Origin of the sequence: Plantibacter sp. CFBP 8775 (assembly GCF_014839505.1) — a bacterium.
Lineage (GTDB): Bacteria > Actinomycetota > Actinomycetes > Actinomycetales > Microbacteriaceae > Plantibacter > Plantibacter auratus.
Window position 1 is genome coordinate 531,455 of sequence record NZ_JACYNV010000001.1, and the last position, 21,720, is coordinate 553,174.

A 21,720-nucleotide genomic window follows, 5' to 3' on the forward strand; every position below is an offset into this window, starting at 1 on the left:
GATCCGCCCGGCAGCAGGACGCGCTGCTCGCGAACGTCCTGCTACCGCGCCGATGTCCTGCTGCCGCGCCTCCTGCTTGTCGGCGCCTACTGCTTGTAGGAGGACAGGAAGTTGCCGAGCCGCTCGATCGCGTCGGTGAGGACGCGCTCCTCCGGCAGGGTGACGACCCGCAGGTGGTCGGGGTCCGGCCAGTTGAAGCCCGTGCCCTGGACGAGCAGGATGTGCTCCGCCACGAGCAGATCGTGGACGAGCAGCTCGTCGTCGTGGATCTCGTGGACCTCCGGGTCGAGGCGCGGGAAGGCGTAGAGCGCACCCATCGGCTTCGTGCAGGAAACGCCGGGGATCGAGTTGAGGCCGGCCCAGGTGGCGTCGCGCTGCTCGAGCAGGCGACCGCTCGGTGCGATCAGGGCGTCGATCGACTGCACGCCGGAGAGCGCCGCCTGCACGGCGTGCTGCGCCGGCACGTTCGGGCACAGACGTGTGGAGGCCAGGAGGTTGATGCCCTCGAGGAAGCCGCGCGCGTGGTCACGCGGCCCCGTGATGACGAGCCAGCCGGACCGGTAGCCGGCGACGCGGTAGGTCTTCGACAGGCCGTTGAACGTGAGGCAGAGGAGGTCGGGGGCGACGGTCGCCATCGGGATGTGGACGGCGTCGTCGTACAGGATGCGGTCGTAGATCTCGTCGGCGAGCAGCAGCAGCCCGTGCTCGCGTGCGACCCCGGCGATCTGCTCCAGCACCTCGCGGGAGTACACCGCACCCGTGGGGTTGTTCGGGTTGATGACGACGATCGCCTTGGTGTTCGGCGTGATCTTGGAGCGGATGTCCTCGATGTCCGGCGCCCAGTCTGCTTCCTCATCGCAGCGATAGTGCACCGGGGTGCCGCCCGCGAGGCTCGTCATCGCCGTCCACAGCGGGTAGTCGGGCGCGGGGATGAGGACCTCGTCGCCGTCGTCGAGCAGGGCCTGCATCGTCATCGTGATGAGCTCGGAGACGCCGTTGCCGAGGAACACCCACTCAGGGTCGACCCGCGGGAACCCCTCCATCTCCTCGTAGCGGTAGGAAACAGCCTGGCGCGCGGAGAGGATGCCGCGGCTGTCGCTGTACCCGTGGGAGTGGGGGAGCGCGGCGATCATGTCGCGCACGATCTGGTGCGGTGCCTCGAAGTCGAAGATGGCGGGGTTGCCGGTGTTGAGTTTGAGGATGCGGTGCCCGTCGGCCTCGAGACGCACGGCCTCGACGAGGGCCTTCCCCCGGATCTCATAGAGGACGCTTTTCAGCTTGGAGGACTGGTCGAGGGTGCGGCGGGTGGTCATCCCCACAGGCTACTGCGGCGACCTGCGCGCGTGGCAGTGCCGATTGCAGGATCGCGGCTCCCGCGGTCGGCTCCGGTGTCAGGCGACCATGGCCTCGAGGCGGGCGAGGAGCACCGGACGAGCAGGCCGTGCCGTGCGGACGACATCCAGCGCGGTGCGGCCGTCGGCGAGGTCGACGGCCGGGTCAAGGCCAGGCGCGGCGAGGAGTACGTCGTACAGCGGTTCGAGCCGACTTTCGGGGAAGTTGCCCTGCCCGGCGAGCGCGGTCAGCGGCACACCGTTCGCCGGTGACGACGCGTTGACATCGGCACCCGCGCTGATGAGTGCGCCGAGCACCCGGGCGTCCTGCTCGGCCTCCCGCGCGCCGGAGCGGTCGAGCGCGAGGTGGAGGACGCTGTCGCCCTCGGCGGTGAGCAGGGCGACGTCGGCACCGTCGGCCAGCAGCTGCGGGACGAACGTGGAGCGGACGGTGAGGTCGGGATTGCGCAGAACGGCGTGGAGCAGGCTGTCGCCGTTCTCGTCGACCGCGGACGCGAGGCCTGGGGTGTAGACGGCTCGGAGCTCGTCGAGGTTCTGCCAGGTCGCCGTGCGGGTCACCGCCTCGGCGGCGGGGGCGAGTCCGGCCGCATCCAGATACACCGTCACCAGGTCGAACAGCTGCGGCCGCCGGAAGCGACTCGAGCGCGCGCGGTCGAGCACCGAGTGCCCGTGCGGGTCGGGCGCGAGGAGCTCGAGGCCCGGCTGGTCGAAGAACGCACGGTAGTAGGGTTCGAGCTCCGCTTCGGACAGCTTCGGGTGGTCGACCTCCTCCACCGGGCGGCGCTGGTGTCGTCCGGCGGGCCGGTTCACGTCGGCACCGGCGGCGATGAGGCGACGGACGAGCGGAGGGTCGACCTCGGGGTCCCGGGCGCGCTGCGCCAGCAGGACGTGCAGCAGCGTGTACCCCTCGTCGAGGACGACCGTCGCATCCGCCCCGTCGTCAAGGAGCCGCCCGGCGATGAACGCGCGCGTCGCCGGATCCTGGTTGGACATCGCCTCGGCCACCAGCGGCAGGCCGGTCGAATCGGTGTACGAGGGCCACGTCCCGGGGTCGTAGGCCGCCTCGAATTCCTCGATGCTCGCGCGCTTCAACCAGTAGGGGCGGACCACCATCGGGACATCCTCCGATCAGGCGGCACCGGCGGAATGGGCCGCGTCCACCAGCCTAGGCGGACGCCCCGCGCGCTGTCCCGCTGGGCACCCGCTGTCAACAACGGGGACACGATTCGTCCACGTTCAGGGTAGAGGAGTACCGTCAGACGCTGGCGGTCAAGACTGCCTGGTCAGAGGCACGGAGGAATCGTGACCGGAAACGCAACTACCCGATTCGACAATGTGGCCATGTTGTCGGTGGCGAGCACGCTGCCGTCCGCAGTGGTGACCTCGGTCGAGATCGAAGAGGGCCTCGCGGCCGCGATGAAACGCGCCCGCCTCCCGAAGGGCATCCTGCGACGCGTCGCCGGTGTGGTCGAGCGACGACACTGGGGGCCCGGCGAGAACTCGGACGACGCCACGGTGTCGGCCGGTCGCCGTGCGCTCGCCGAGGCCGGCATCTCGCCCTCGCAGATCGGGCTCATGATCAACACCTCGGTGACGCGGCAGCACCTCGAGCCCTCCGTCGCCGTCCGCATCCACGACGGCCTCGGCCTGCCGAGCTCGGCCATCAACTTCGACATCGCCAACGCCTGTCTCGGCTTCGTCACCGGCATGACCATGGCGGCCGCGATGATCGAGTCCGGCCAGATCGAGTACGCGCTCATCGTCAACGGCGAGGACGCGAGCGAGGTGCACGCCAACACGATCGAGCGCCTCAGCGGCAGCACCATCGATCGCGACGACTTCATGAGCGAGTTCGCCTCCCTCACCCTCGGCTCCGGGGCCGCCGCCGCCGTCATCGGGCCGGCCGACCGTCACCCCGAGGGACACCGCATCCTCGGCGGCGTCACCCGCGCTGCGACGGAGTTCAACCACCTCTGCGTCGGCAGCGTCGACGGCATGTTCACCGATGCCCGAGCGCTCCTCAAGGGCGGGCTTGACCTCGTCGTCTCCGCGTGGAAGGAAGCCGCCGGCGACTCGTGGCGGTGGTCGAAGATGGACCGCTACATCACCCACCAGGTGTCGTCCATCCACACGGACTCCATGGTGAAGGCCGCCTCGCTCGACCGCAGTCGCGTGCCGGTCACCTATCCCTACCTCGGCAACGTCGGACCGGCCTCCATCCCGATCACCCTCGCCGACCAGCAGTCGACCCTGAACAAGGGCGACCGCGTCCTCCTCATGGGCGTCGGCTCGGGGTTGAACACCGGCCTCATGGAACTCGCGTGGTAGCGGGCACGGTCGCCGCGAACGTCGGCCTGCGGACGATGGGCGTGCGCGCCGCCGGTCTGCCGGGCCTGCCCGCGCGGTACTCGCACCGCCTCGACGTCCCCGGTCGACTGGCCGACGACGGTGTGACGAGGAACTGGCACTACCTCGACACCGCCGACGCGCTCAGCGAAGCCGGTGTCGAACCGGTCGGTACCGTCCTCGCCGTCCACGGCAACCCGACCTGGTCGTACCTCTGGCGCTCGCTCGTCACCCGGTCCGTCGAGCAGGCCGACGCCGGCGGGACCGCCTGGCGCGTCGTCGCCGTCGACCAGCTCGAGATGGGCTGGTCGGAGCGCACGGAGGTCGCCCGCACGCTCGAACAGCGGATCGCCGACCTCGCAGCCTTCTCCGACGCGCTCGGCCTCACCGGTCCCGTCGTCACCCTCGGTCACGACTGGGGCGGCGTCATCTCCCTCGGCTGGGCCACCGAGCACCCGGAGCTCCTCGTCGGTTCGATGCTGCTCAACACGGCCGTGCACCACCCGGAGGGCACCCCGATCCCCGCACCCCTGCGGCTCGCCGGCGCTCGCGGCATGCTCGGCGCCGGCTCGGTCCAGACGACCGCCTTCCTCGACACGACGCTGTCGCTCGCGTCCCCGCCGCTCGACCGCGACGTCCGCGACGCGTACCGCAGCCCGTACTCCGCGCCCGCGCGCCGTCGCGGCATCGGCGCGTTCGTCGCCGACATCCCGGCGACCCCGGAGCATGTCAGCTTCCCGCGCCTCGAGCGCCTCGCCGACGACGTCGCCCAGCTCCGCGTCCCGGCGGTCATGCTGTGGGGTCCGCGCGACCCGATCTTCAGCGACCGCTACCTCGACGACCTCGCCGACCGCCTCCCGCACGCGGAGGTCCACCGCTTCGCCGGCGCGGGTCACCTCGTCATCGAGGACGCCCCGGTCGCGGAATCGCTGCTCACCTGGCTCGACGACCGCCTGCCGCAGGGCGCGCCGGTCGAAGCGGCTCCGATGGAGTCCGCCGCCGCGACGACCGAGCAGCCCGATTTCGAACCGCTCTGGCGGCGATTGGACGAGCGGCGTACCGACGACAGCGATGCGATCGTCGAACAGCGCGGTTCGGGTGCGGCCCGTCGCGTCAGCTGGCGGCAACTCGACGACCGCGTGACGCGCCTGGCCGCCGGCCTGCACCGCATCGGCGTGCGACGGGGCGACCGCGTCTCGCTGCTCGTCACGCCCGGTGCCACGCTCACCGCCGTGATCTACGCCTGCCTGCGCATCGGCGCGGTCGTCGTCGTCGCCGACGCCGGTCTCGGCGTCAAGGGCCTCCACCGCGCGGTCCGAGGCGCGTGGCCCGCGTACGTCATCGGTGAGACCAAGGGGCTCGCCGCAGCCCGGGCGCTCGGCTGGCCCGGCGTGAAGGTCTCAGCCGCACGCCTCCCCGGCGCGACAGCAGCAGCGCTCGGCGTCTCGTACAGCCTCAAGGACCTGCTCGACACCCGCACGACGCCTGAGCTGCCCAGCGAACCCGGCCCGACCGACCTCGCGGCGATCCTGTACACCTCGGGATCGACCGGCCCGGCGAAGGGCGTGAAGTACACCCATGCTCAGCTGTCGTCGTTGCGCGACGTCCTCTCCGAGCACTTCGCGATCACCGCCGACTCGGGACTCGTCACCGGGTTCGCGCCCTTCGCGCTGCTCGGCCCGGCGCTCGGGGCCCGTTCCTCGACGCCTGAGATGGACATCTCGGCGCCGCGGACGCTCACCGCTCGAGCGGTCGCTGCCGCCGTGGCCGAGACGGACGCCGACATCGTGTTCCTCTCGCCGGCCGCCATCCTGAACGTGGTCGCGACGGCCGACGCGCTCGACAGTACGGACCGCCAGGCGCTCCAGGGCGTCAGGACCGTGCTCTCGACGGGCGCGCCCGTCAGTCGCCAGCTCCTCACGGCACTCGTGGGTGTCCTGCCCAACGCGTCTGCACACGCGGTGTACGGCATGACCGAGTGCCTGCTCGTCGCGGACATCACCCTCGACACGCTGCCCGACGAGGACACCGAGCACACGGGTGTGTGCGTCGGGACGCCCATCGGCGGCGTCGACGTGCGCATCAGCCCGCTCGACGAGGCCGGCCGCGCCACGGGTGCGCCGACGCAGGACGCGGACCGCCTGGGCGAGGTCATCATCTCGGCCGATCACCTCAAGTCGCAGTACGACCGGCTCTGGCTGACCGACCGGGCCGCCGTCCGCGACGTCGCCGATGACGGACGCTGGCACCGCACCGGCGATGTCGGGCATCTCGACACCGATGGCCGCCTCTGGATCGAGGGCCGTCTGCCGCACGTGATCGCGACCCAGGACGGACCGATCGCTCCGGTCGGACCGGAGCAGGCGATCGAGACGGTGCCGCTCGTTCGCCGCGCCGCCGTCGTGGGCGTCGGCCCCGAGGGTCTCCGCCAGTGCGTCGCGATCGTCGAGACGACCACGGGTACGAAGCGGGTCCAGCTCGCTGAGGCGGAGCTCGCCGCGCAGGTGCGGGACGCTTCGACGCAGCCGCTCGTCGCGGTGTTCGTCGTACCCGAGCTGCCGACGGACATCCGCCACAACTCCAAGATCGACCGCACCCGCCTGTCGGTGTGGGCGGAAGGCATCCTGGCCGGTGAACGGCTGAGCACCCCGTGACGGTCCTCGTCACCGGCGCGAGCGGCATGCTCGGCCGCGAGGTCGCCCTCGAGCTGCTCCGCGGTGGACATCGCGTCCGGGTGTTGCAGCGTGGGCCATCCGCGCTCACCGACGTCGAGGAGGTGCGGGGATCCATCACCGACGCAGCCGTCGTCGAGTCGGCGATGGACGGTGTCGACGCGGTCGTGCATTTGGCCGCGAAGGTCTCGTTGGCGGGTGATCCGGCGGAGTTCGAGCGGGTCAACGTCACCGGGGCCGAGGTCGTCCTCGACGCGGCCGAGACCGCGGGTGTCTCACGGTTCGTCCACATCTCCTCGCCGTCCGTCGCGCACGGTGGCTCGGCGCTCGTGGGTGTCGGTGCGGAACCGGCCGACCCGGACGCGGCACGCGGGGAGTACGCGCGGACGAAGGCGCAGGGCGAACTGCACGCCCTCGCGCGGGACCGTCGCGGCTTCGCGGTCGTCGTCGTGCGGCCGCACCTCGTCTGGGGTCCGGGTGACCCGCAGCTCGTCGAGCGCATCGTGGACCGCGCCCGCCGCGGCCGCCTGCCGCTGCTCGACGACGGCACCGCCCTCATCGACAGCACGTACGTCGCGAACGCAGCGTCGGCAATCGCGGCGGCGCTCGAACACGCCGAGACGGCACACGGTCGTGCGTTCGTGGTGACCAACGGCGAGCCGCGTCCGGTCGGCGAGCTGCTGGCAGGCATCTGCCGTGCTGCCGGCGTGAAGCCGCCCGCCTTCAGCGTCCCCGCCGGTGTCGCCCGAGCTGCCGGTGGGCTCGTCGAGCGCCTGTGGAGCATCCGCCCCGGCGCCGATGAGCCGCCGATGACGCGCTTCCTCGCGGAACAGCTGTCGACCGCCCACTGGTTCGACCAGCGTCAGACCCGCGCGGCCCTGCACTGGACGCCGGCGGTCTCGATCGACGAGGGCCTCGAGCGCCTGGCGGCGCACTACCGCGCCTGAATCAGACACCGGGCAGGTGTCCTGCAGTCGGTCGCTGATACTCAGAACCAGACCCGCCGCAACGTTCCAGACACCCGAATGCCGGCTCAAGCGGCGGCGGGGTCTGGGCCACAACCGGGCGAGGGAGCCCGATGCAGATCAGCTTACGCGCTGGATCCGGTCGTTTCGGCGGAATGCTCGGTCCGTTCGCAAGATGGCTATCCGAACCTGGGTACCGGAACCCAGCCCCCGCCGCTGCGATCCAGACATTCGGGTGCCGGCTCAAGCGGCGGCGGGGTCTGGGCCACAACCGGGCGAGGGAGCCCGGTACCGAAGATGGTACGCGTCGCGACGGGCGGTGTCATCAGTGGACCCGCGCCAATACCCGGCGATGCGGCGGCTGCCAGACTGGGCGCATGGTCGATACGTTCTTGCGCCCGTGGGACGCTGACGATGCGCAGTCGCTCCATGCCGCCTTCGTCGAGAACGTCGACCTGGCTCCGCAGTTCGGCCATGCAGACCTGTCGACGGTCCAGGACGCGGTCCAGTTCATCGAGCGCGCGCTGACCTCTTCCGAGTCCCGGCTCAACTGGGCGGTCGTCCGCAACGGTTCGGTGGTTGGCAACGTTGGTGTCTCCGCGATCGACCGTCGGCACTCCACAGCTTGGCTGTCCTACTGGTTGATCGCGGGTGCGCGGGGCAGCGGTCTCGCGACGCGAGCGGTCAGGACGGTCGCCGATCACGCATTCCGCGAGGGGCTGTTCCGCCTGGAGCTGGGGCATCGGGTCAACAACCCTGCGTCCTGCGGGGTCGCGACACGGGCCGGCTTCCTCGCCGAGGGCATCGAACGGCAGAAGCTCGCGTACGGCGACGATCGCTTCGATGTCGAGCTGCACGCCCGCTTGGCGACTGACCCGGCGCCTGACGGCGATCTGCTCTTTCCGGTTCGTTAGGAGGTCCGGAGCTCCCGCATCAACTGGCGGACGAAACCTGGATCCAACTGCGGCTCACGGCTCACGCGCGGCTCAGGCTCTGCTCGTCGATGAAGATGTTGAGGCGCCGCAAGTGCTCCGGCGAGCGGGTGCGCGCACGCTCCCGCAGGCTGTCGAACTGGGAGACGAACCATGGCTCGGGCAGCGGCGTCAGCTCGGGCCATCGTGCGGTGAGCGCATCAGGCAGTGCTCGGCCGTAATGGGCCCGGAACAGGGTGTCCCATCCGGTGTCCGGGAGTTGCTCTGGAGGTCTGGCGAACAGCGGATCAGTCGCAAGGTCGGGCTCGACTGCGACCTTCTGCGCCGCTTGCGTCAGCAGGCGGAGGGCGAAGGTGCGATCTCCCTCGATGAGTGCGTCGCTCATCGCCTGGGAGACCCCGGCGGGCGAGAACCGAGCGGCGGGTGATGACGACTCGACCGCGTTGATGACGATGTCCTTCCCCAGGGCGCGCATTGCCCGCTCGAGCGATGCCAGCTTGATCGTCGCGTCCTCCTCGGACTTCAAGAGCTGCGAGATCGCCCCAGGCGTGACGTGCAGGCGCCGAGCCAGTTCGGCCCCGCTCGTCCCCGCAGCGCTCATCGTGTCCCGAATCAGCGTACTCATCGACTCCCCCGATCATTAGCTATAGCTAAATGATACCAGGGCGTCGGGGTCACACGCCGTCGCTGCGCATCGTTCATCCCTGTCGGACGTCTGCTCTAGCATCGAGCGCATGCGTTCGTTCCGGATCCAGGTGCCCGATGCCGACCTCGAGGACCTGCGGCGGCGACTCGACGCGGTTCGCCTCCCCGCCGCGATCGGTGACGCCGGCGAGGAGAGCGCCCTCTCGCTCGACCGGTTGCGGGCGCTCGTCGACCACTGGCGGGACGGCTTCGACTGGCGGCGCATCGAAAGCGAGCTCGATGACGTGCCGCAGTTCGAGGCGGAGGTCGACGGGCAGCGGCTGCACGTCGCGCGGCTACCGGCACCGGACGGCGTCACGGTGACGGTCCCGGTGATCGCGTTCCATGGTTGGCCATACTCCTTCATCGAGATGCTGCCGCTGGCGAAGGAACTCGCAGGACGCACCGTCGACCTCGGCGACGGCCGGACACTCGGCTTCGAGGTCGTCGTCCCCTCGCAGCCCGGGTACGGGTTCTCAGCGCCCCTCGCAGACCGGCCGTTCACCGGCCCGGTGGTCGCCGAACTCATGCACGCACTCATGACGGAGGTGCTGGGGCACGCGAGCTACCTCACCTACGGCGAGGACGTCGGGTCGACGACGAGCGACTGGCTCGCGGCCCTGTATCCCGAATCGGTCATCGGCCAGTTCGCGACGCACGCCGCCTTCCCGTCCGCGTCCCGAGCGCGCGACCTCACCGCCGAGGAGCAGGACTGGCTCGATCGACACGACCAGGAGTGGGCTCGCGGTCTCGCCTATGCGCGGGTGCAGGCCACCAGGCCCGAGATCCTCGCGACGGCCCTGAACGACTCGCCGGTAGGCCTCGCCGCATGGATCGCGGAGAAGCTCCTCGCGTGGGCGGGAGAGGGTGACTGGTGGACCGACGACGAGCTGCTGACCACGGTCTCGCTGTACTGGTTCACGCAGAGCATCGGATCATCGTTCCGGCCGTATCGCGACCACCCGAAGCAGCCCGAACTCCCGCTGATCGAGGTGCCTGTGGCCGTCGCCGTGCAGACGGGCGAACGCGGACTCCCGCGCTCCTACGCGGCGAGGGCGTACAGCGACATCCGGAGCTGGACGGAACTGGATCGCGGGGCGCACTTCACGGCCTGGCAGGTCCCGGTCGCTGTGGCGGACCGGATCCAGGCGTTCGTGGAGACCCTTCCCATCACCGACTGACGGGCGCCTCAGCGCTCGTCGTCGCGAAGTGATCGGATCATGCTGCGCAGGACGACGAGTGCCTCCCGCTGCTGATCAGCGGTCAGGCCGCTCAGCATCCGGACCTCGACCGATCGCACGGCAGCGGTCGCCTGCGCGAGGCGCTCACGACCGAGCGGCGTGAGTCGGGTCGGCAGTGCCTTGCCGACGGGGGCCTGTTCCGGGCGGGTGACAAATCCGTCGCGCTCGAGGGCCTGCAGGAGCACGTTCATCGACTGACGGGTGACGAAGGCGCCGCGGGCCAGTTCGGAGTTCGACAGTCCAGGTCGCTGGGCGAGGAGTTCGAGGCAGGAGTAGTGCGTGATCGTCATGCCGAGTGGCCGCAGGACCGCCTCCATCGCTGAGCGGAGTGCGCTCGACGCCTCCTTCAGGAGGTACCCCAGCGAGGTGTCCAGTTCGATCCCGTCTTGACTCATGTCAGTATTCTGACATAGGCTGAGTGTGTCAGATAACTGACACGACAGAAATGGACGCACATCATGCCCGTCACCGGACCGGACTTCATCTCCCTCCAGGTCGCCGACCTCGACCCCTCGCAGGCCTTCTATGAGCAGTACCTCGGCCTCGTCCGCTCGCAGGCCGGCCCGCCGCACGCGGTCGTCTTCGAGACGTCGCCGACCGCCTTCGCCCTGCGCGACATCGTCCCCGGAACCGATCTCGCCTCCGCACCCCAGCCTGGGATCGGCGCGGCGATCTGGCTGCACGCCACGGACGTCCAGGAGATCCACGACGCCCTCGTCGCCGACGGCCACACGATCGTCTCGGCGCCGATCGACGGCCCGTTCGGTCGCACCTTCACCTTCGCCGACCCGGACGGCTACCAGCTGACCCTCCACGACCGCGCCTGAGCTCGTCCGCGTCCGACCGGTCAGAATGGACGGATGCGACGATCGAGAGTGCATGTGATGGGTGCGAGTGGCAGTGGCGTGACCACGCTCGGGCGGGCGCTCGCCGACCACTGGTCCGTCCCGCACGCCGACGCCGACGACTACTTCTGGGTCCCGACGGATCCGCCCTACGTGACCAAGCGTTCTGACGCGGAGCGGGTGCGGCTCATGCGCGAGCTGTTCGTACCGCGCGAGGCCTGGGTCCTGTCGGGCTCGATGCCCGGCTGGGGTGACGAGATCGTCGCCGAATGCGACGCGATCGTCTTCGTGACCCTCGATCCGGCGGAGCGGCTGCGGCGTCTGGAGGCCCGAGAGATCGAGCGGCGGGCCGGCGAACCGCATGACGACCGTGCGTGGCGGGAGTTCCGTGAATGGGCGAGCGGCTACGACGACCCTGCGTTCGACGGCCGGAGTCGGGCGTCGCACGAGGCCTGGCTCGCGACCCTGCCGCAACCGGTCCTCCGGGTCGACGGTGGTCTGTCGCGAACCGAACTCCTCGACGTCGTCCTGGCCTGGGAACCGTCCTGACGGGTGTCGACGGCCCGGGCTGTCAACGGGGTGCCGGACGCCGGATCGAGGCGCATACTGGAATGGTCAGACTTATCTGACACACGTCGCTTAGTGAGCGACTGCGGCGTGCGGTTCCGACGCTCGAGGAGGATGTCTCACCATGAAGGCACTGCGGTACACGAAGATCGGCTCGGCCCCCGAGGTCGTCGAGATCGAGAAGCCGACACCGGGGCCGGGTGAGATCCTCCTGAAGGTCACCGCCGCCGGTGTCTGCCACTCCGACGACTACGTCATGAGCCTCCCCGAGGAGGACTACCTCGCGCAGCAGTACCCGCTGCCGCTCACGCTCGGACACGAGGGCGCCGGCGTCATCGAGTCGTTCGGTGAGGGTGTCGAGACGAGCCTGCAGATCGGCGACGCGGTCGCCGTCTACGGACCGTGGGGCTGTGGTCACTGCCTGAACTGCTCGCAGGGCAAGGAGAACTACTGCACGAACGCCGTCGCCGAGGGGATCCGTCCTCCCGGACTCGGCAGCCAGGGCTCGATGGCCGAGTACATGATCGTCGACGACGTGCGTCACCTGGTGCCGATCGGCGACCTCGACCCCGTGAAGAACGTGTCCCTCACCGATGCCGGCCTCACGCCGTACCACGCGATCAAGCGCAGCCTGCCGAAGCTCGGTGCCGGCACCTTCGCCGTCGTCATCGGATCCGGTGGCCTCGGTCACGTCGGCATCCAGATGCTCAAGGCGCTCTCCGGCGCGACGGTGATCGTCCTCGACGTGAGCGACGAGAAGCTCGAGCTGGCGAAGCACGTCGGCGCCGACGTCACGCTCATCAGCGACGAGTCGGCCGCGGGCAAGATCCGCGAGCTGACCGGTGGCGTCGGGGTCGACGCGGTGTTCGACTTCGTCGGCGCCAACCCGACGATCGCCACGGCCACCGCGGTCGCCGCCATGGAGGCCGACGTGACGATCGTGGGCATCGGCGGCGGATCGGCGACCATCGGCTTCGGGTCGATCGCCTACGACGCCGCCGTCCGGGTGCCGTACTGGGGTTCGCGGAGCGAGCTCATCGAGGTCTTCGAGCTCGCGAAGGCGGGCAAGGTCGACGTCGAGGTGCAGCCGTACTCGCTCGACGACGCCCCGAAGGCCTACGAGGATCTGCACGCGGGCACGATCCGCGGGCGTGCGGTCATCGTTCCGTAACCACGACTCCCGGAACCGGCGTCCGTCGTACTCGCGGCGGGCGCCGGTTCCGTGTTTTCAGTGCACCTGGGCGCAGGGTTCACACCCCGGAAACACTTTCGACACTGCATCGAAACTCCACCCACGCATACTTTCAATACAGTATCGAAATGAGTCGCGGCGAGGGCAGCGACGTAACCGGAGGAGCATCCCATGACCGTCGTCGAGACCGTTACCACCGTGGAGTCCGTCCGCGCCCGCCTGCAGGAGGCCGGCGTCAAGTACGCGATGGCGAGCTTCGTGGACATGCACGGCAGCATCAAGACCAAGTTCGTCCCGCTGTCGCACCTCGAGCGCATGGCCGGGGGATCGGAGCTCTTCACGGGGGCCGCGCTCGACGGCCTCCCGCAGGCGATCAGCGACGAGGAGCTCTCCGCTCGCCCCGACCTCGACAGCGCCGTGCAGTTGCCGTGGCGGAAGGACGTCGCCTTCTTCGCGAGCGACCTCTACACGAAGGGCGAGCCGTTCGAGGCGGCGTCGCGCAACATCCTCAAGCGCCAGCTCGATGCGGCGGCCGAGATGGGCTTCACCTTCAACCTCGGGATCGAGACCGAGTTCTTCGTCCTGAAGGACACCCCGGAGGGTGTGACCGAGGTCAGCGACCGCGACGACCTCGCGAAGCCCTGCTACACGGCGACCGCGGCGCTCGACAACCTGGACTGGCTCACCGAACTCGTCGAGGCGATGACGGAGATGGGCTGGGGCGTCTACTCCTTCGACCACGAGGACGCACCGGGGCAGTTCGAGATCGACTTCAACTACTCCGACGCGCTCACCATGGCCGATCGCGCCGTGTTCTTCCGCCTCATGGCCAACGAGATCGTCCGCAAGCACGGCTACTTCGCCACCTTCATGCCGAAGCCGTTCGCCGACCGCAGCGGTTCCGGAGCGCACTTCAACATGTCGCTCGCCGACATCGAGACCGGTGAGAACCTCTTCGAAACGGACGACGACCCGCGCGGCTGCGGCATCTCGGAGCTCGGCTACAGGTTCATCGCAGGCGTCCTCAAGCACGCGCCGGCGCTCTCTGCGGTCATCGCGCCAACGGTGAACAGCTACAAGCGCCTCGTGCGTCAGGGCAGCATGTCGGGCTCGACCTGGGCGCCGGTGTTCGTGAGCTACGGCAACAACAACCGCACCAACATGCTCCGCGTGCCGCTCCAGGGCGGGCGCGTGGAGTGCCGGGCGGCCGACATCAGCTGCAACCCGTACCTCGGTGCCGCCCTCATCCTCGCGGCCGGCCTCGAGGGCATCCGCGAGGACCTCGACCCGGGAGCGCCGCACACCGAGAACATGTACGACTACACCGAGGCGGAGGTCGCGCAGCTCGGCATCGGCATGCTGCCGCGCAGCCTCGGCGAGGCCGTCGACGAGTTCGCGACCGACTCGCTGTCGCGTGCCGTGTTCGGCGACGCGATGTACGACGCGTTCATCGACTACAAGCGCCAGGAGTGGAACGAGTACCAGGCGCACGTGTCGGACTGGGAGACCGCCCGCTACCTGAAGTTCTTCTGATCCCGATGCACCAGGTCCTCGACCTCGGGAGGTTCGCACTGGAGTCCGGCGCGGACCTCCCGGAGGCGCGGCTCGCGTACACGACGCAGGGCGCGCTGAACGCCGACGGCGACAACGCCGTCCTGCTCCCGAGCTACTACACCGGGACGCACGCGAGCTACGAGCCGTGGATCGGGTCGGGCCGGGCGCTCGACCCGGCCCGCTGGTTCATCGTCTCGGTGAACCTGTTCGGCAACGGCGTCTCGACGTCGCCGTCGAACGCGGCTGAGGAGGTGCGCGGTGCCGCGTTCCCCGAGGTCTCGATCGGCGACGACGTCCGTGCGCAACGGCAGCTCGCCGAGCACCTCGGTGTTCGTCGCTGGCGGCTGATCGCCGGCTGGTCGATGGGCGCGCTGCAGGCGTACGAGTGGGCGGTGCGGTACCCGGAGTTCGTCGACGCGTTCCTCCCCGTCGCCGGTGCCGCGCGGTGTTCCCCCCACAACGCCGTCTTCCTGGCGGGTGTCGAGGCGGCGCTCCGGGCAGATCCGGCCTTCGATGGCGGCCGCTACACGACACCGCCGCGGGCCGGACTCCGCGCATTCGGGACGGTGTATGCGGGGTGGGCCTACTCGCAGGCGTTCTTCCGCGACGGGACCTACCGAGAGCTCGGGTACGCCGACGTCGCCGACCTCCTCGAGGGCTGGGCGGCCGACCACGAGCGGTGGGACGCGAACGACCTGCTCGCGATGCTGCGCACCTGGCAGCGGGCGGATCCCGGGCGAGGGGTCGAGGGCGGTTTGGCCGAGGCGCTCGGGGGCGTGCGTGCGCGGAGCATCGTCATGCCGTCGTCGACCGACCTCTACTTCACCGTCGAGGACAACGTCCTGGAGTCGGCGATGATGCGTCGGAGCGAGGTGCGGATCATCGAGTCCGACCTCGGTCATGTCGCGGGGCGGCCTGGCATGCGTGCGGCCGAGACGGCCGTGATCGGGGCGGCCATGCGGGAGCTGCTGGGCGAAAGGTGAGCCGCCGCTGGATCTGTGTGGTCACTCTCATCGAGAATGGCTTACGTGCGAGGTGTGTGATTGTGGGTGTGATCCAAGCTGGTACAGCGCTAAGCTCGGAGCATGACGATCACGAACTCGACTCCTGGTCTGGGCGCGTTCCAGCGATCGATCCGTGCGGAAGTGCCTGAACTCGTCGAGGACCTCCGTGGAATCCTCGGAGCCCAGCTGCTCGCCTACCTTGGCAATGTGCGCGAGACCCGAGCCGTTCGGCAGTGGGCGGAGGGAACACGTGTTCCGTCTGCTGCCACCGAGTTGCGCCTCCGGACCGCGCTCCAGGTCGCCGGCATCCTCATTGAACGTGACCACCCGCGTATCGCGCAGTCTTGGTTTCAAGGGCTGAATCCTCAGCTCGATGACGAGTCACCGGCTCGCCTGATCCGCGAAGGCGACATCGAAGAGGTCGGCCCGCGGGTGATTGCAGCCGCACGAGCATTCACCGCGGTGGGCTAGTGCCAGCTGAGTCTGAGTCAGGACCTCGATTCGTCTTTCGCGACAGCCCAGGAACGGTTTTCAGAGTCGGTTACGGACCCGACCCATGGGCTTGGACCGATTGGAGCCTCGCCAACGGAGGTCGGTTCACGGGGAGATGGGACTCAGAGGATGGCTCCTATCGAACGCTCTATGCGGGGGACTCCCTGTATGGCTGCCTCGTCGAGATCCTGGCCAGGTTTCGGCCGGACCCAGCAGTTGTCGCGGCCATGGCCGCAATAGAGGTGAGTGACAGCGACGACGAGCTCTATCCCACCGTCGATGCAGGAACGGTCGACGCCTCCTGGTTCAGTAACCGCAGGGTGGGTCCCGCAGACCTCGCCGGTCGCTACTGCGACGTGGCGAACTCTCGAACGATCGCAGCTCTACGCGACTCGTTCGCTGCAATGGCCATCCAGGAGTTCGGCCTGAGCGACTTCGACAGCTCAGCGCTGCAGAACAGCCAGCCTCGTGCGCTCACCCAGCGCGTGGGCCGTTTCATTCTCGGGCGAGACGCCAGCGATGGCGGACCGTTCGACGGCATCCAATTCGGATCCCGCCATGGAGCGGACATCGTGCTCTGGGCCATCTTCGAACAGGCGGATGATGGCATCACGAGCGCGAGGCTGGACAACATCGACATCGATGTCCTTCACCTGCAGTCCCCAGATCTTCTGAGAGTGTTGCGCCTCCACAACCTGACCATCGCCTAGTGTCACCACGTCCCATCCGATGGGACGATCGTGAGTGTTCAAGGCCGTCGAGCCGCCCGCCCGTAGGATTGGCGGAGGTGTCCGCGAGCAGGGAGTGGTGATCGATGGCCGGCCGCACAGGAGCATCGCCCGGTCGTCCTCGCGCGAGCGGCATCGCCGCCGAGGATCCTCGTGAGGAGATCATCCAGGTCGCGACCAGGCTGTTCGCGGAGCGCGGGTACGAGCGCACGAGCATGACGATGCTCGCCGAGGCGTGCGGGATGAAGCAGTCGTCGCTCTACTACTGGTTCGCCAACAAGCGCGAGGTGCTGCGGGCGACCGCCGCCTCGAACCGCCAGTCGGTCGGGGCTGCGGAGGCCCTCGGTCCGATCGAGGCTGATGTTCCCGCGAAGCTCTACCGCGTCCTCTACGAGGACGGCATTGCGATCTGCGAGGCGCCCTTCGACTACAACGAGATCGAGCGGCTCGCGGCGGAGCACCCTGACGACCTCGCGTCGTTCTGGGACGACTACCGCACGCTGTTCTCGTTCGTCGCCGGACTCATCCGCGACGGCGTCGAGCAGGGGACCCTCGTGCTCGGCGGCAGCGAGACGCCGGAGTGGGCGGCAGCGGCCGCACTCCACGCCAACGAGGGCATGCAGAAGGCCTACCGCTATGGCTCCGGCGACATCGCCGCCCAGTACCCGCCGGTCGAGGCCGCCGAGGGTGCGAGCGAGACGGACCGCATCAGGGCCTTCGCGCGGCGCACCGCCTCCGCCACCCTCCACAGCCTCCTTGTCGACCGCGCTGCGCTCGCCGACGTCGAGCGGGCTGCGCTCCAACTCGACCTCGCTGTCGGGGGAGGCGTGAGAGCGGGCAGCACTGATGGTCGCTGAGACCGAGTCCGAGTTCTGGGGCGAACAGGGACGGCTGGGGTTGATACGAGCGGGTGCCTTGAACGGACGGCACATTCTCGTCTATCCGGAGACGGTCGAGCCGTGGTGGACGGTGATTGTCGAAACGCCCCCAGAAGCGACCGTGCCTGACGAGCGATTCATCCCCGATTCCGGCTCGTTCATGCTGCTCATGAGGGAGTGGGATGTGGAGTGGCTCCTGCGCGGGCGGGAGGAACAAGACGTCGAGTCCGCAGTGTTCGGCTGGAGGCCGCTGGTTGGTTCGAGTTGGACGCAGGCGAGTGCCGAACCAGCCCGATTCGGCATTGCATGATTCGCTGGGATCCGGCGTTGGTCACGCCTGCAGCCCGGCGCGCGGGTGCAGCCTCAGCGCAGGTCGCCCGCACGAAGCAGGCTTCGTAGACGAGGAAGGTGGTGGCGGACCACTTCACTCGTTTCGTCGACGATCGTCACGACGGACACGACTTCGCTGCCGAGCTCGTCGACGAGCCGGCTGACCGCGGTGGCCTGGTTGCCGGTTTCCACCCAGTCGTCGACGAGTACGAGTCGCGTGCCAGCCATGACGTGATCGCGACGGATGGAAAGGGTGCGTCGGTTTCCTCGGTAATCCGGCTCGGTCTGCCTTCGCACGACCGGACCAGGGAAGATGGCCCCGTCCTTGCGGACCGCGACAAAACCCACGCCAAGTTGCAGTGCGACGGCGGGACCGAGAACAAACCCACGCGACTCGATGCCGACGATCAGGTCTGGACGGTCGATCGCCGCCATGGCAGCGAGGCCATCGACGACCGCCTTCAAGGAGGAGCCACGCTGCAACATGCTCCAGATGTCCGCGTCGCCGTCGATCCAACGGAAGTGGTCCCGCACGTGAGTGCGGGCTCCGTCGATCAGCGACTGATTCATCTGCCCACCGTACCGATGTCGGACGCCCTGGGGACGCCCTTGCTCCCACTGGGCGGAGCACAGCCGGCTGTCACGCGCCCCGCTGACGAGCTCGACTTCCTGCGTACAGTCGAGGAATGTTCGTTCGCTTCCAGAGTGCCGTTCCGAATCGAAACGGCCGCTTCCCCGGTGTGTTCGCCATGGCGAACGGGCTGCATGACACCGGGCGGCTGTCGGGGAAGGACGCGGCATGGTGGCGTCAAAGCAACGATCGGCTGAATGCCGCATACGCGAACCCATCCCTCGTCTCGCCGGGCAGTTACGAACACCCTGGCGCACGATCGTGGTTCAGGGAGACGGCTATCGATCTCCTCACTCTCACCGGCGGCTATCTCGCACTCCTCGATCGATACGACATCCCCTGGGGCGAGCTCCGAACGATGACGCCGGGCCGCCTCACCTATGAGGACGACGTGCAGATCGTCGCCGTTCCGTTCCGGTACCCCGACGACTGGCCTCTGTGACGCACATCTCCCTGCGTCGAGTTTCGGGTCAGGGAGATGTGTGCCTCGCGACGAACTCTCGGATGAACGACTCCTTGCCGCGGTTGTAGTCGGCGCGTTCCGAAACGGTCGTTGCCAATCCTCGTTTGATGCGCTCGTACTCGCGTGCCAGGCCAGGATTCCCTCGAAGAGCGTCTCGGAAGGCGAGGTGTTCCTTGGCCCAGACCGAGTCCATTCCGCAGACGTGGATGTGCACATTCCGTGGGCGTCCCGCGGGCGGTCGCAGGAAGCGGAAGTTCGCACCGCGAGCGCGGAGAACCATCCCTAGCTCTTCCAGGGCGGGTAGGTAGGCGGGTTCATCTGCGATGTCCGGCACTTGGATCTGCATGTCGATGACCGGTTTGGCGGCAAGCCCGGGGACCGCGGTCGAGCCGACGTGATCGACGTGGGCGGGGAGGGGGTGGAGCGAGTCCTTGAGCAGGTCTTCCCAGTGCCTGCCCATGTCGGCCCAATCGTCGGATGCGTCGTGGATCTCGACCGCTTCCTCGAGCGGCTGATCGAACCACTCAACGTCGACGTCGTCCATCTTTCAAGTCTGCCGAGGGGCGAAACCCGTCCGGACCTGACACGCGAACCCGTAACGAACACGAAACGGATTCGATACTGCATTGAAACCGGTCGTCACGACAATTGGATGACCTATTGAAAATGCGGTCGTCCGTTTCGGATCCCGCGCGAACCCTGGAGGTCCGGATGGACACGGCTGCAATCGCGGGCAACACGGCATGGCTCCTGACGGCGGTGGTGGCCGTGGCACTCATGCTGCCCGGCCTGGCGATGTTCTACGGCGGGATGGTCAGCCGTCGCGTCACCATGAACATGATGATGATGATCTTCGCGTCGTTCTGTCTCGTCGGGATCCTCTGGGTGGCCTTCGGCTACTCGATGGTCTTCGGTGACAGCCTCGGCGGCCTCGGGCTCGTCGGCGACCCCACCGAGTACCCCGGCCTCGGCCAGTTGCTCGTCGCCCCCGAGGGAAGCGCGCTCCCGCCGCTGGCGCTCGCCGCACTCCACCTGATGTTCGCCGGTCTCACGATCGGGATCGTCGCCGGTGCTGCCGCCGGTCGGATGAAGTTCAGCGCATGGATGGTCTTCGCCGGTGTCTGGTCGACGCTCGTCTACTTCCCGGTCGCGCACTGGGTCTTCGCCTTCGACTCCGCTGACGGCAGCGTGCAGGGCGGGTGGCTCGCGAACACGATCGGCTCGATCGACTATGCCGGCAGCACCGCGATCCACGTCAACTCCGGGGTCGCCGCCCTCGCCCTCGCCATCGTCCTGGGCAAGCGCAACGGCTTCCCGTCGCAGCCCAAGGCGCACAGCCTCCCACTCACGCTCCTCGGTGCCGGCCTGCTCTTCGTCGGCTGGATCGGCTTCGACGGCAGCGCCCTCGGTGCCGCGGACAACAACGCCGCCGTCGCCGTCTTCAACACCGTCGCCGCGACCTGCGCGGGCGTCATCGTCTGGCTCGTCGTCGAGAAGCTGCGCGACGGTCACCCCACCACCCTCGGTGCCTGCTCGGGCGCGATCGCCGCACTCGTCGCCATCACGCCGTCGTGCGGTGCGGTCACCCCGCTCGGCTCGCTCGCGATCGGTGCCGCCGCAGCGGTCGTCTGCTACTTCGCGGTCAGCCTCAAGGTCCGCCTCGGCTTCGACGACGCCCTCGACGTCACCGCCCTGCACTTCGTCGGCGGCGTCGTCGGTGGCCTCCTCATCGGTGTCCTCGCCGTGCCGCTCGCGCCGAGCGGTGGAGAGGGGCTCCTCGCTGGTGGCGGCTTCCTGCTCCTGGGCAAGCAGGCGCTCGCGATCGTCGCCGTCTTCGTCTACACCTTCTCCATCACCTGGGTGCTCGCGAAGGTGCTCGACAAGACGATGGGCATCCGAGTCTCGGCCGAGACGGAGGCACGGGGTCTCGACGTCGTCCTCCACGCCGAGAACGCCTACGAGGTCAGCACGCACGAAGCGCTCGCCCCGCGTGGGCACGCCGAACCGAAGGTCCCGGCCGTCGTCGACTAGGACCGGCACCGGCGAGGACCGGCACCGGCGAGGACCGGCACCGGCGGCGCCGCAGAACACCACCGGGGTAGGGGGTCCGCGATACCCCAGGGTGATGCTGCGGCGCCGTCCGCTTCGTAGCGTCGGAGCATGGACGTCATCAACGAGCTCATCCTCAACGCAGTGACCTCACCGTGGCTGTACGTGGTGATGTTCGCGACCGCGGTCATCGACGGGTTCTTCCCGCCGATCCCGAGCGAGACGGTGCTCGTCGCCGCGGCAGCCGTCGCGGTCTCGACCGGCGGATCGAACCTCCTGCTCCTCTGCGCCGTCGCGGCCGTGGGTGCGGCGATCGGCGACAACATCGCCTACCTCATCGGCCGCGGGGTCGGCACGACGCGCTTCGCGTGGATGCGGCGTCCCCGGATCGCGGCGGCTTTCGATCGGGCAGGGCGGACGCTCGGGCATCGAGGCGCCCCGCTGATCCTCGGGGCACGGTACATCCCGGTCGGCCGCGTCGTGGTCAACATGTCCGCCGGTGCCCTCCGGTACCCGTGGCGACGGTTCCTGCCGCTCAGTGTCATCGGAGGAGCGACCTGGGCTGCGTACAGCGCGATCATCGGCGTCGTCGCCGGCAAGCTCTTCGAGGACCAGCCGTTCCTCAGCTCCGTGCTCGGTGTGGGCGTCGCGCTCGTCCTCGGTCTGGTCGTCGACCGGGTCGCAGCCATCCGTCGTCGTCGCCGTGAGCGGTCCGATGCGGCCGGCGACGGGACGCCGGCGGAGTCAGACACCGAGGAGCACCCGCCGGCCCTGGCGCTGATGGGACAATGACCC

The 21,720-nt window shown here is 68.8% G+C and carries 23 protein-coding genes; 17 read left to right on the forward strand and 6 right to left on the reverse strand.

Annotated features, from left to right (window positions below):
• Positions 1-86 precede the first annotated feature (86 nt).
• Both IFR14_RS02460 and IFR14_RS02465 read right to left on the reverse strand, forming a co-directional pair.
• Positions 87-1,313, reverse strand: coding sequence for a pyridoxal phosphate-dependent aminotransferase (locus IFR14_RS02460; RefSeq protein WP_138945938.1), 1,227 nt, complete (start codon positions 1,311-1,313; stop codon positions 87-89).
• A 78-nt stretch (positions 1,314-1,391) separates the two neighbouring features.
• Positions 1,392-2,465: a hypothetical protein gene (locus tag IFR14_RS02465; RefSeq protein WP_137242714.1), complete on the reverse strand. Its 1,074-nt coding sequence runs from the start codon at positions 2,463-2,465 to the stop codon at positions 1,392-1,394.
• A 228-nt stretch (positions 2,466-2,693) separates the two neighbouring features.
• Between IFR14_RS02465 and IFR14_RS02470 the strand changes: the two genes are divergently transcribed.
• The 4 genes from IFR14_RS02470 to IFR14_RS02485 all read left to right on the forward strand — a co-directional run bounded on the left by IFR14_RS02470 (position 2,694) and on the right by IFR14_RS02485 (position 8,249).
• A complete protein-coding gene (locus tag IFR14_RS02470; protein WP_194718740.1) occupies positions 2,694-3,680 on the forward strand; it encodes a 3-oxoacyl-ACP synthase III in 987 nt (328 codons plus the stop codon).
• Positions 3,674-6,352, forward strand: coding sequence for an alpha/beta fold hydrolase (locus IFR14_RS02475; protein WP_342365626.1), 2,679 nt, complete (start codon positions 3,674-3,676; stop codon positions 6,350-6,352). Before IFR14_RS02470 ends, IFR14_RS02475 begins: the two co-directional genes overlap by 7 nt.
• Complete coding sequence (locus tag IFR14_RS02480; RefSeq protein WP_191940099.1) at positions 6,349-7,317, forward strand: NAD-dependent epimerase/dehydratase family protein; 969 nt, start codon at positions 6,349-6,351, stop codon at positions 7,315-7,317. The genes IFR14_RS02475 and IFR14_RS02480 overlap by 4 nt, the downstream gene beginning before the upstream one ends.
• 395 nt (positions 7,318-7,712) lie before the next feature.
• The gene (locus IFR14_RS02485) at positions 7,713-8,249 is read left to right on the forward strand and encodes a GNAT family N-acetyltransferase (protein WP_191940100.1); all 537 of its coding nucleotides are present in this window, start codon (positions 7,713-7,715) and stop codon (positions 8,247-8,249) included.
• A 61-nt stretch (positions 8,250-8,310) separates the two neighbouring features.
• Here the strand turns inward: IFR14_RS02485 and IFR14_RS02490 are convergent, their stop codons facing one another.
• Positions 8,311-8,892: a hypothetical protein gene (locus tag IFR14_RS02490; protein ID WP_191940101.1), complete on the reverse strand. Its 582-nt coding sequence runs from the start codon at positions 8,890-8,892 to the stop codon at positions 8,311-8,313.
• A gap of 109 nt (positions 8,893-9,001) precedes the next feature.
• Between IFR14_RS02490 and IFR14_RS02495 the strand changes: the two genes are divergently transcribed.
• Positions 9,002-10,132 (forward strand): epoxide hydrolase family protein, encoded by a 1,131-nt coding sequence (locus IFR14_RS02495; protein WP_191940102.1) that lies wholly within the window; start codon positions 9,002-9,004, stop codon positions 10,130-10,132.
• Between the two features lie 8 nt (positions 10,133-10,140).
• Here the strand turns inward: IFR14_RS02495 and IFR14_RS02500 are convergent, their stop codons facing one another.
• On the reverse strand, positions 10,141-10,587 hold the full coding sequence (locus IFR14_RS02500) for a MarR family winged helix-turn-helix transcriptional regulator (RefSeq protein WP_191940103.1): 447 nt from the start codon (positions 10,585-10,587) through the stop codon (positions 10,141-10,143).
• A gap of 63 nt (positions 10,588-10,650) precedes the next feature.
• Between IFR14_RS02500 and IFR14_RS02505 the strand changes: the two genes are divergently transcribed.
• From IFR14_RS02505 to IFR14_RS02545, 9 genes are all read left to right on the forward strand, one after another.
• Positions 10,651-11,019, forward strand: coding sequence for a VOC family protein (locus IFR14_RS02505; protein ID WP_191940104.1), 369 nt, complete (start codon positions 10,651-10,653; stop codon positions 11,017-11,019).
• Between the two features lie 33 nt (positions 11,020-11,052).
• Positions 11,053-11,586, forward strand: coding sequence for a hypothetical protein (locus IFR14_RS02510; RefSeq protein WP_191940105.1), 534 nt, complete (start codon positions 11,053-11,055; stop codon positions 11,584-11,586).
• Between the two features lie 142 nt (positions 11,587-11,728).
• A complete protein-coding gene (locus tag IFR14_RS02515; protein ID WP_191940106.1) occupies positions 11,729-12,775 on the forward strand; it encodes an NAD(P)-dependent alcohol dehydrogenase in 1,047 nt (348 codons plus the stop codon).
• Positions 12,776-12,967: 192 nt separating this feature from the next.
• The gene (gene glnT / locus IFR14_RS02520) at positions 12,968-14,329 is read left to right on the forward strand and encodes a type III glutamate--ammonia ligase (protein WP_191940107.1); all 1,362 of its coding nucleotides are present in this window, start codon (positions 12,968-12,970) and stop codon (positions 14,327-14,329) included.
• Positions 14,330-14,334: 5 nt separating this feature from the next.
• The gene (locus tag IFR14_RS02525) at positions 14,335-15,333 is read left to right on the forward strand and encodes an alpha/beta fold hydrolase (protein ID WP_191940108.1); all 999 of its coding nucleotides are present in this window, start codon (positions 14,335-14,337) and stop codon (positions 15,331-15,333) included.
• Between the two features lie 102 nt (positions 15,334-15,435).
• Positions 15,436-15,825, forward strand: a complete 390-nt coding sequence (locus IFR14_RS02530) for a hypothetical protein (protein WP_085511227.1) — start codon at positions 15,436-15,438, stop codon at positions 15,823-15,825.
• Complete coding sequence (locus tag IFR14_RS02535; protein ID WP_191940109.1) at positions 15,825-16,556, forward strand: RES domain-containing protein; 732 nt, start codon at positions 15,825-15,827, stop codon at positions 16,554-16,556. Before IFR14_RS02530 ends, IFR14_RS02535 begins: the two co-directional genes overlap by 1 nt.
• 104 nt (positions 16,557-16,660) lie before the next feature.
• Positions 16,661-17,431, forward strand: coding sequence for a TetR/AcrR family transcriptional regulator (locus tag IFR14_RS02540; protein WP_191940110.1), 771 nt, complete (start codon positions 16,661-16,663; stop codon positions 17,429-17,431).
• On the forward strand, positions 17,421-17,762 hold the full coding sequence (locus tag IFR14_RS02545) for a hypothetical protein (RefSeq protein ID WP_191940111.1): 342 nt from the start codon (positions 17,421-17,423) through the stop codon (positions 17,760-17,762). Before IFR14_RS02540 ends, IFR14_RS02545 begins: the two co-directional genes overlap by 11 nt.
• Before the next feature lie 53 nt (positions 17,763-17,815).
• Here the strand turns inward: IFR14_RS02545 and IFR14_RS02550 are convergent, their stop codons facing one another.
• The gene (locus IFR14_RS02550; protein ID WP_191940112.1) at positions 17,816-18,352 is read right to left on the reverse strand and encodes a phosphoribosyltransferase family protein; all 537 of its coding nucleotides are present in this window, start codon (positions 18,350-18,352) and stop codon (positions 17,816-17,818) included.
• A 116-nt stretch (positions 18,353-18,468) separates the two neighbouring features.
• Here IFR14_RS02550 and IFR14_RS02555 point away from each other — a divergent pair, with 116 nt between their 5' ends.
• Positions 18,469-18,855, forward strand: coding sequence for a hypothetical protein (locus IFR14_RS02555; RefSeq protein WP_191940113.1), 387 nt, complete (start codon positions 18,469-18,471; stop codon positions 18,853-18,855).
• Between the two features lie 28 nt (positions 18,856-18,883).
• On the opposite strand, the gene IFR14_RS02560 is transcribed toward IFR14_RS02555, so the two are convergent.
• Positions 18,884-19,420 carry a GrpB family protein gene (locus tag IFR14_RS02560; protein ID WP_191940114.1) on the reverse strand — a complete coding sequence of 179 codons (537 nt, stop codon included), beginning with the start codon at positions 19,418-19,420 and terminating at the stop codon, positions 18,884-18,886.
• 167 nt (positions 19,421-19,587) lie between these two features.
• On the opposite strand from IFR14_RS02560, the gene IFR14_RS02565 reads away from it, so the two are divergent.
• On the forward strand, positions 19,588-20,907 hold the full coding sequence (locus IFR14_RS02565; protein WP_191940115.1) for an ammonium transporter: 1,320 nt from the start codon (positions 19,588-19,590) through the stop codon (positions 20,905-20,907).
• Positions 20,908-21,036: 129 nt separating this feature from the next.
• Positions 21,037-21,717: a DedA family protein gene (locus IFR14_RS02570; protein ID WP_191940116.1), complete on the forward strand. Its 681-nt coding sequence runs from the start codon at positions 21,037-21,039 to the stop codon at positions 21,715-21,717.
• Positions 21,718-21,720 lie beyond the last annotated feature (3 nt).

Coding starts and splice junctions, on each gene's coding strand:
- IFR14_RS02460 (WP_138945938.1), bottom strand. CDS start 1,313: ATGACCACCCGCCGCACCCTCGACCAGTCCTCCAAGCTGAAAAGCGTC.
- IFR14_RS02465 (WP_137242714.1), bottom strand. CDS start 2,465: ATGGTGGTCCGCCCCTACTGGTTGAAGCGCGCGAGCATCGAGGAATTC.
- IFR14_RS02470 (WP_194718740.1), top strand. CDS start 2,694: ATGTTGTCGGTGGCGAGCACGCTGCCGTCCGCAGTGGTGACCTCGGTC.
- IFR14_RS02485 (WP_191940100.1), top strand. CDS start 7,713: ATGGTCGATACGTTCTTGCGCCCGTGGGACGCTGACGATGCGCAGTCG.
- IFR14_RS02490 (WP_191940101.1), bottom strand. CDS start 8,892: ATGAGTACGCTGATTCGGGACACGATGAGCGCTGCGGGGACGAGCGGG.
- IFR14_RS02495 (WP_191940102.1), top strand. CDS start 9,002: ATGCGTTCGTTCCGGATCCAGGTGCCCGATGCCGACCTCGAGGACCTG.
- IFR14_RS02500 (WP_191940103.1), bottom strand. CDS start 10,587: ATGAGTCAAGACGGGATCGAACTGGACACCTCGCTGGGGTACCTCCTG.
- IFR14_RS02505 (WP_191940104.1), top strand. CDS start 10,651: ATGCCCGTCACCGGACCGGACTTCATCTCCCTCCAGGTCGCCGACCTC.
- IFR14_RS02510 (WP_191940105.1), top strand. CDS start 11,053: ATGCGACGATCGAGAGTGCATGTGATGGGTGCGAGTGGCAGTGGCGTG.
- IFR14_RS02515 (WP_191940106.1), top strand. CDS start 11,729: ATGAAGGCACTGCGGTACACGAAGATCGGCTCGGCCCCCGAGGTCGTC.
- glnT (WP_191940107.1), top strand. CDS start 12,968: ATGACCGTCGTCGAGACCGTTACCACCGTGGAGTCCGTCCGCGCCCGC.
- IFR14_RS02525 (WP_191940108.1), top strand. CDS start 14,335: ATGCACCAGGTCCTCGACCTCGGGAGGTTCGCACTGGAGTCCGGCGCG.
- IFR14_RS02530 (WP_085511227.1), top strand. CDS start 15,436: ATGACGATCACGAACTCGACTCCTGGTCTGGGCGCGTTCCAGCGATCG.
- IFR14_RS02540 (WP_191940110.1), top strand. CDS start 16,661: ATGGCCGGCCGCACAGGAGCATCGCCCGGTCGTCCTCGCGCGAGCGGC.
- IFR14_RS02545 (WP_191940111.1), top strand. CDS start 17,421: ATGGTCGCTGAGACCGAGTCCGAGTTCTGGGGCGAACAGGGACGGCTG.
- IFR14_RS02550 (WP_191940112.1), bottom strand. CDS start 18,352: ATGAATCAGTCGCTGATCGACGGAGCCCGCACTCACGTGCGGGACCAC.
- IFR14_RS02555 (WP_191940113.1), top strand. CDS start 18,469: ATGTTCGTTCGCTTCCAGAGTGCCGTTCCGAATCGAAACGGCCGCTTC.
- IFR14_RS02560 (WP_191940114.1), bottom strand. CDS start 19,420: ATGGACGACGTCGACGTTGAGTGGTTCGATCAGCCGCTCGAGGAAGCG.
- IFR14_RS02565 (WP_191940115.1), top strand. CDS start 19,588: ATGGACACGGCTGCAATCGCGGGCAACACGGCATGGCTCCTGACGGCG.
- IFR14_RS02570 (WP_191940116.1), top strand. CDS start 21,037: ATGGACGTCATCAACGAGCTCATCCTCAACGCAGTGACCTCACCGTGG.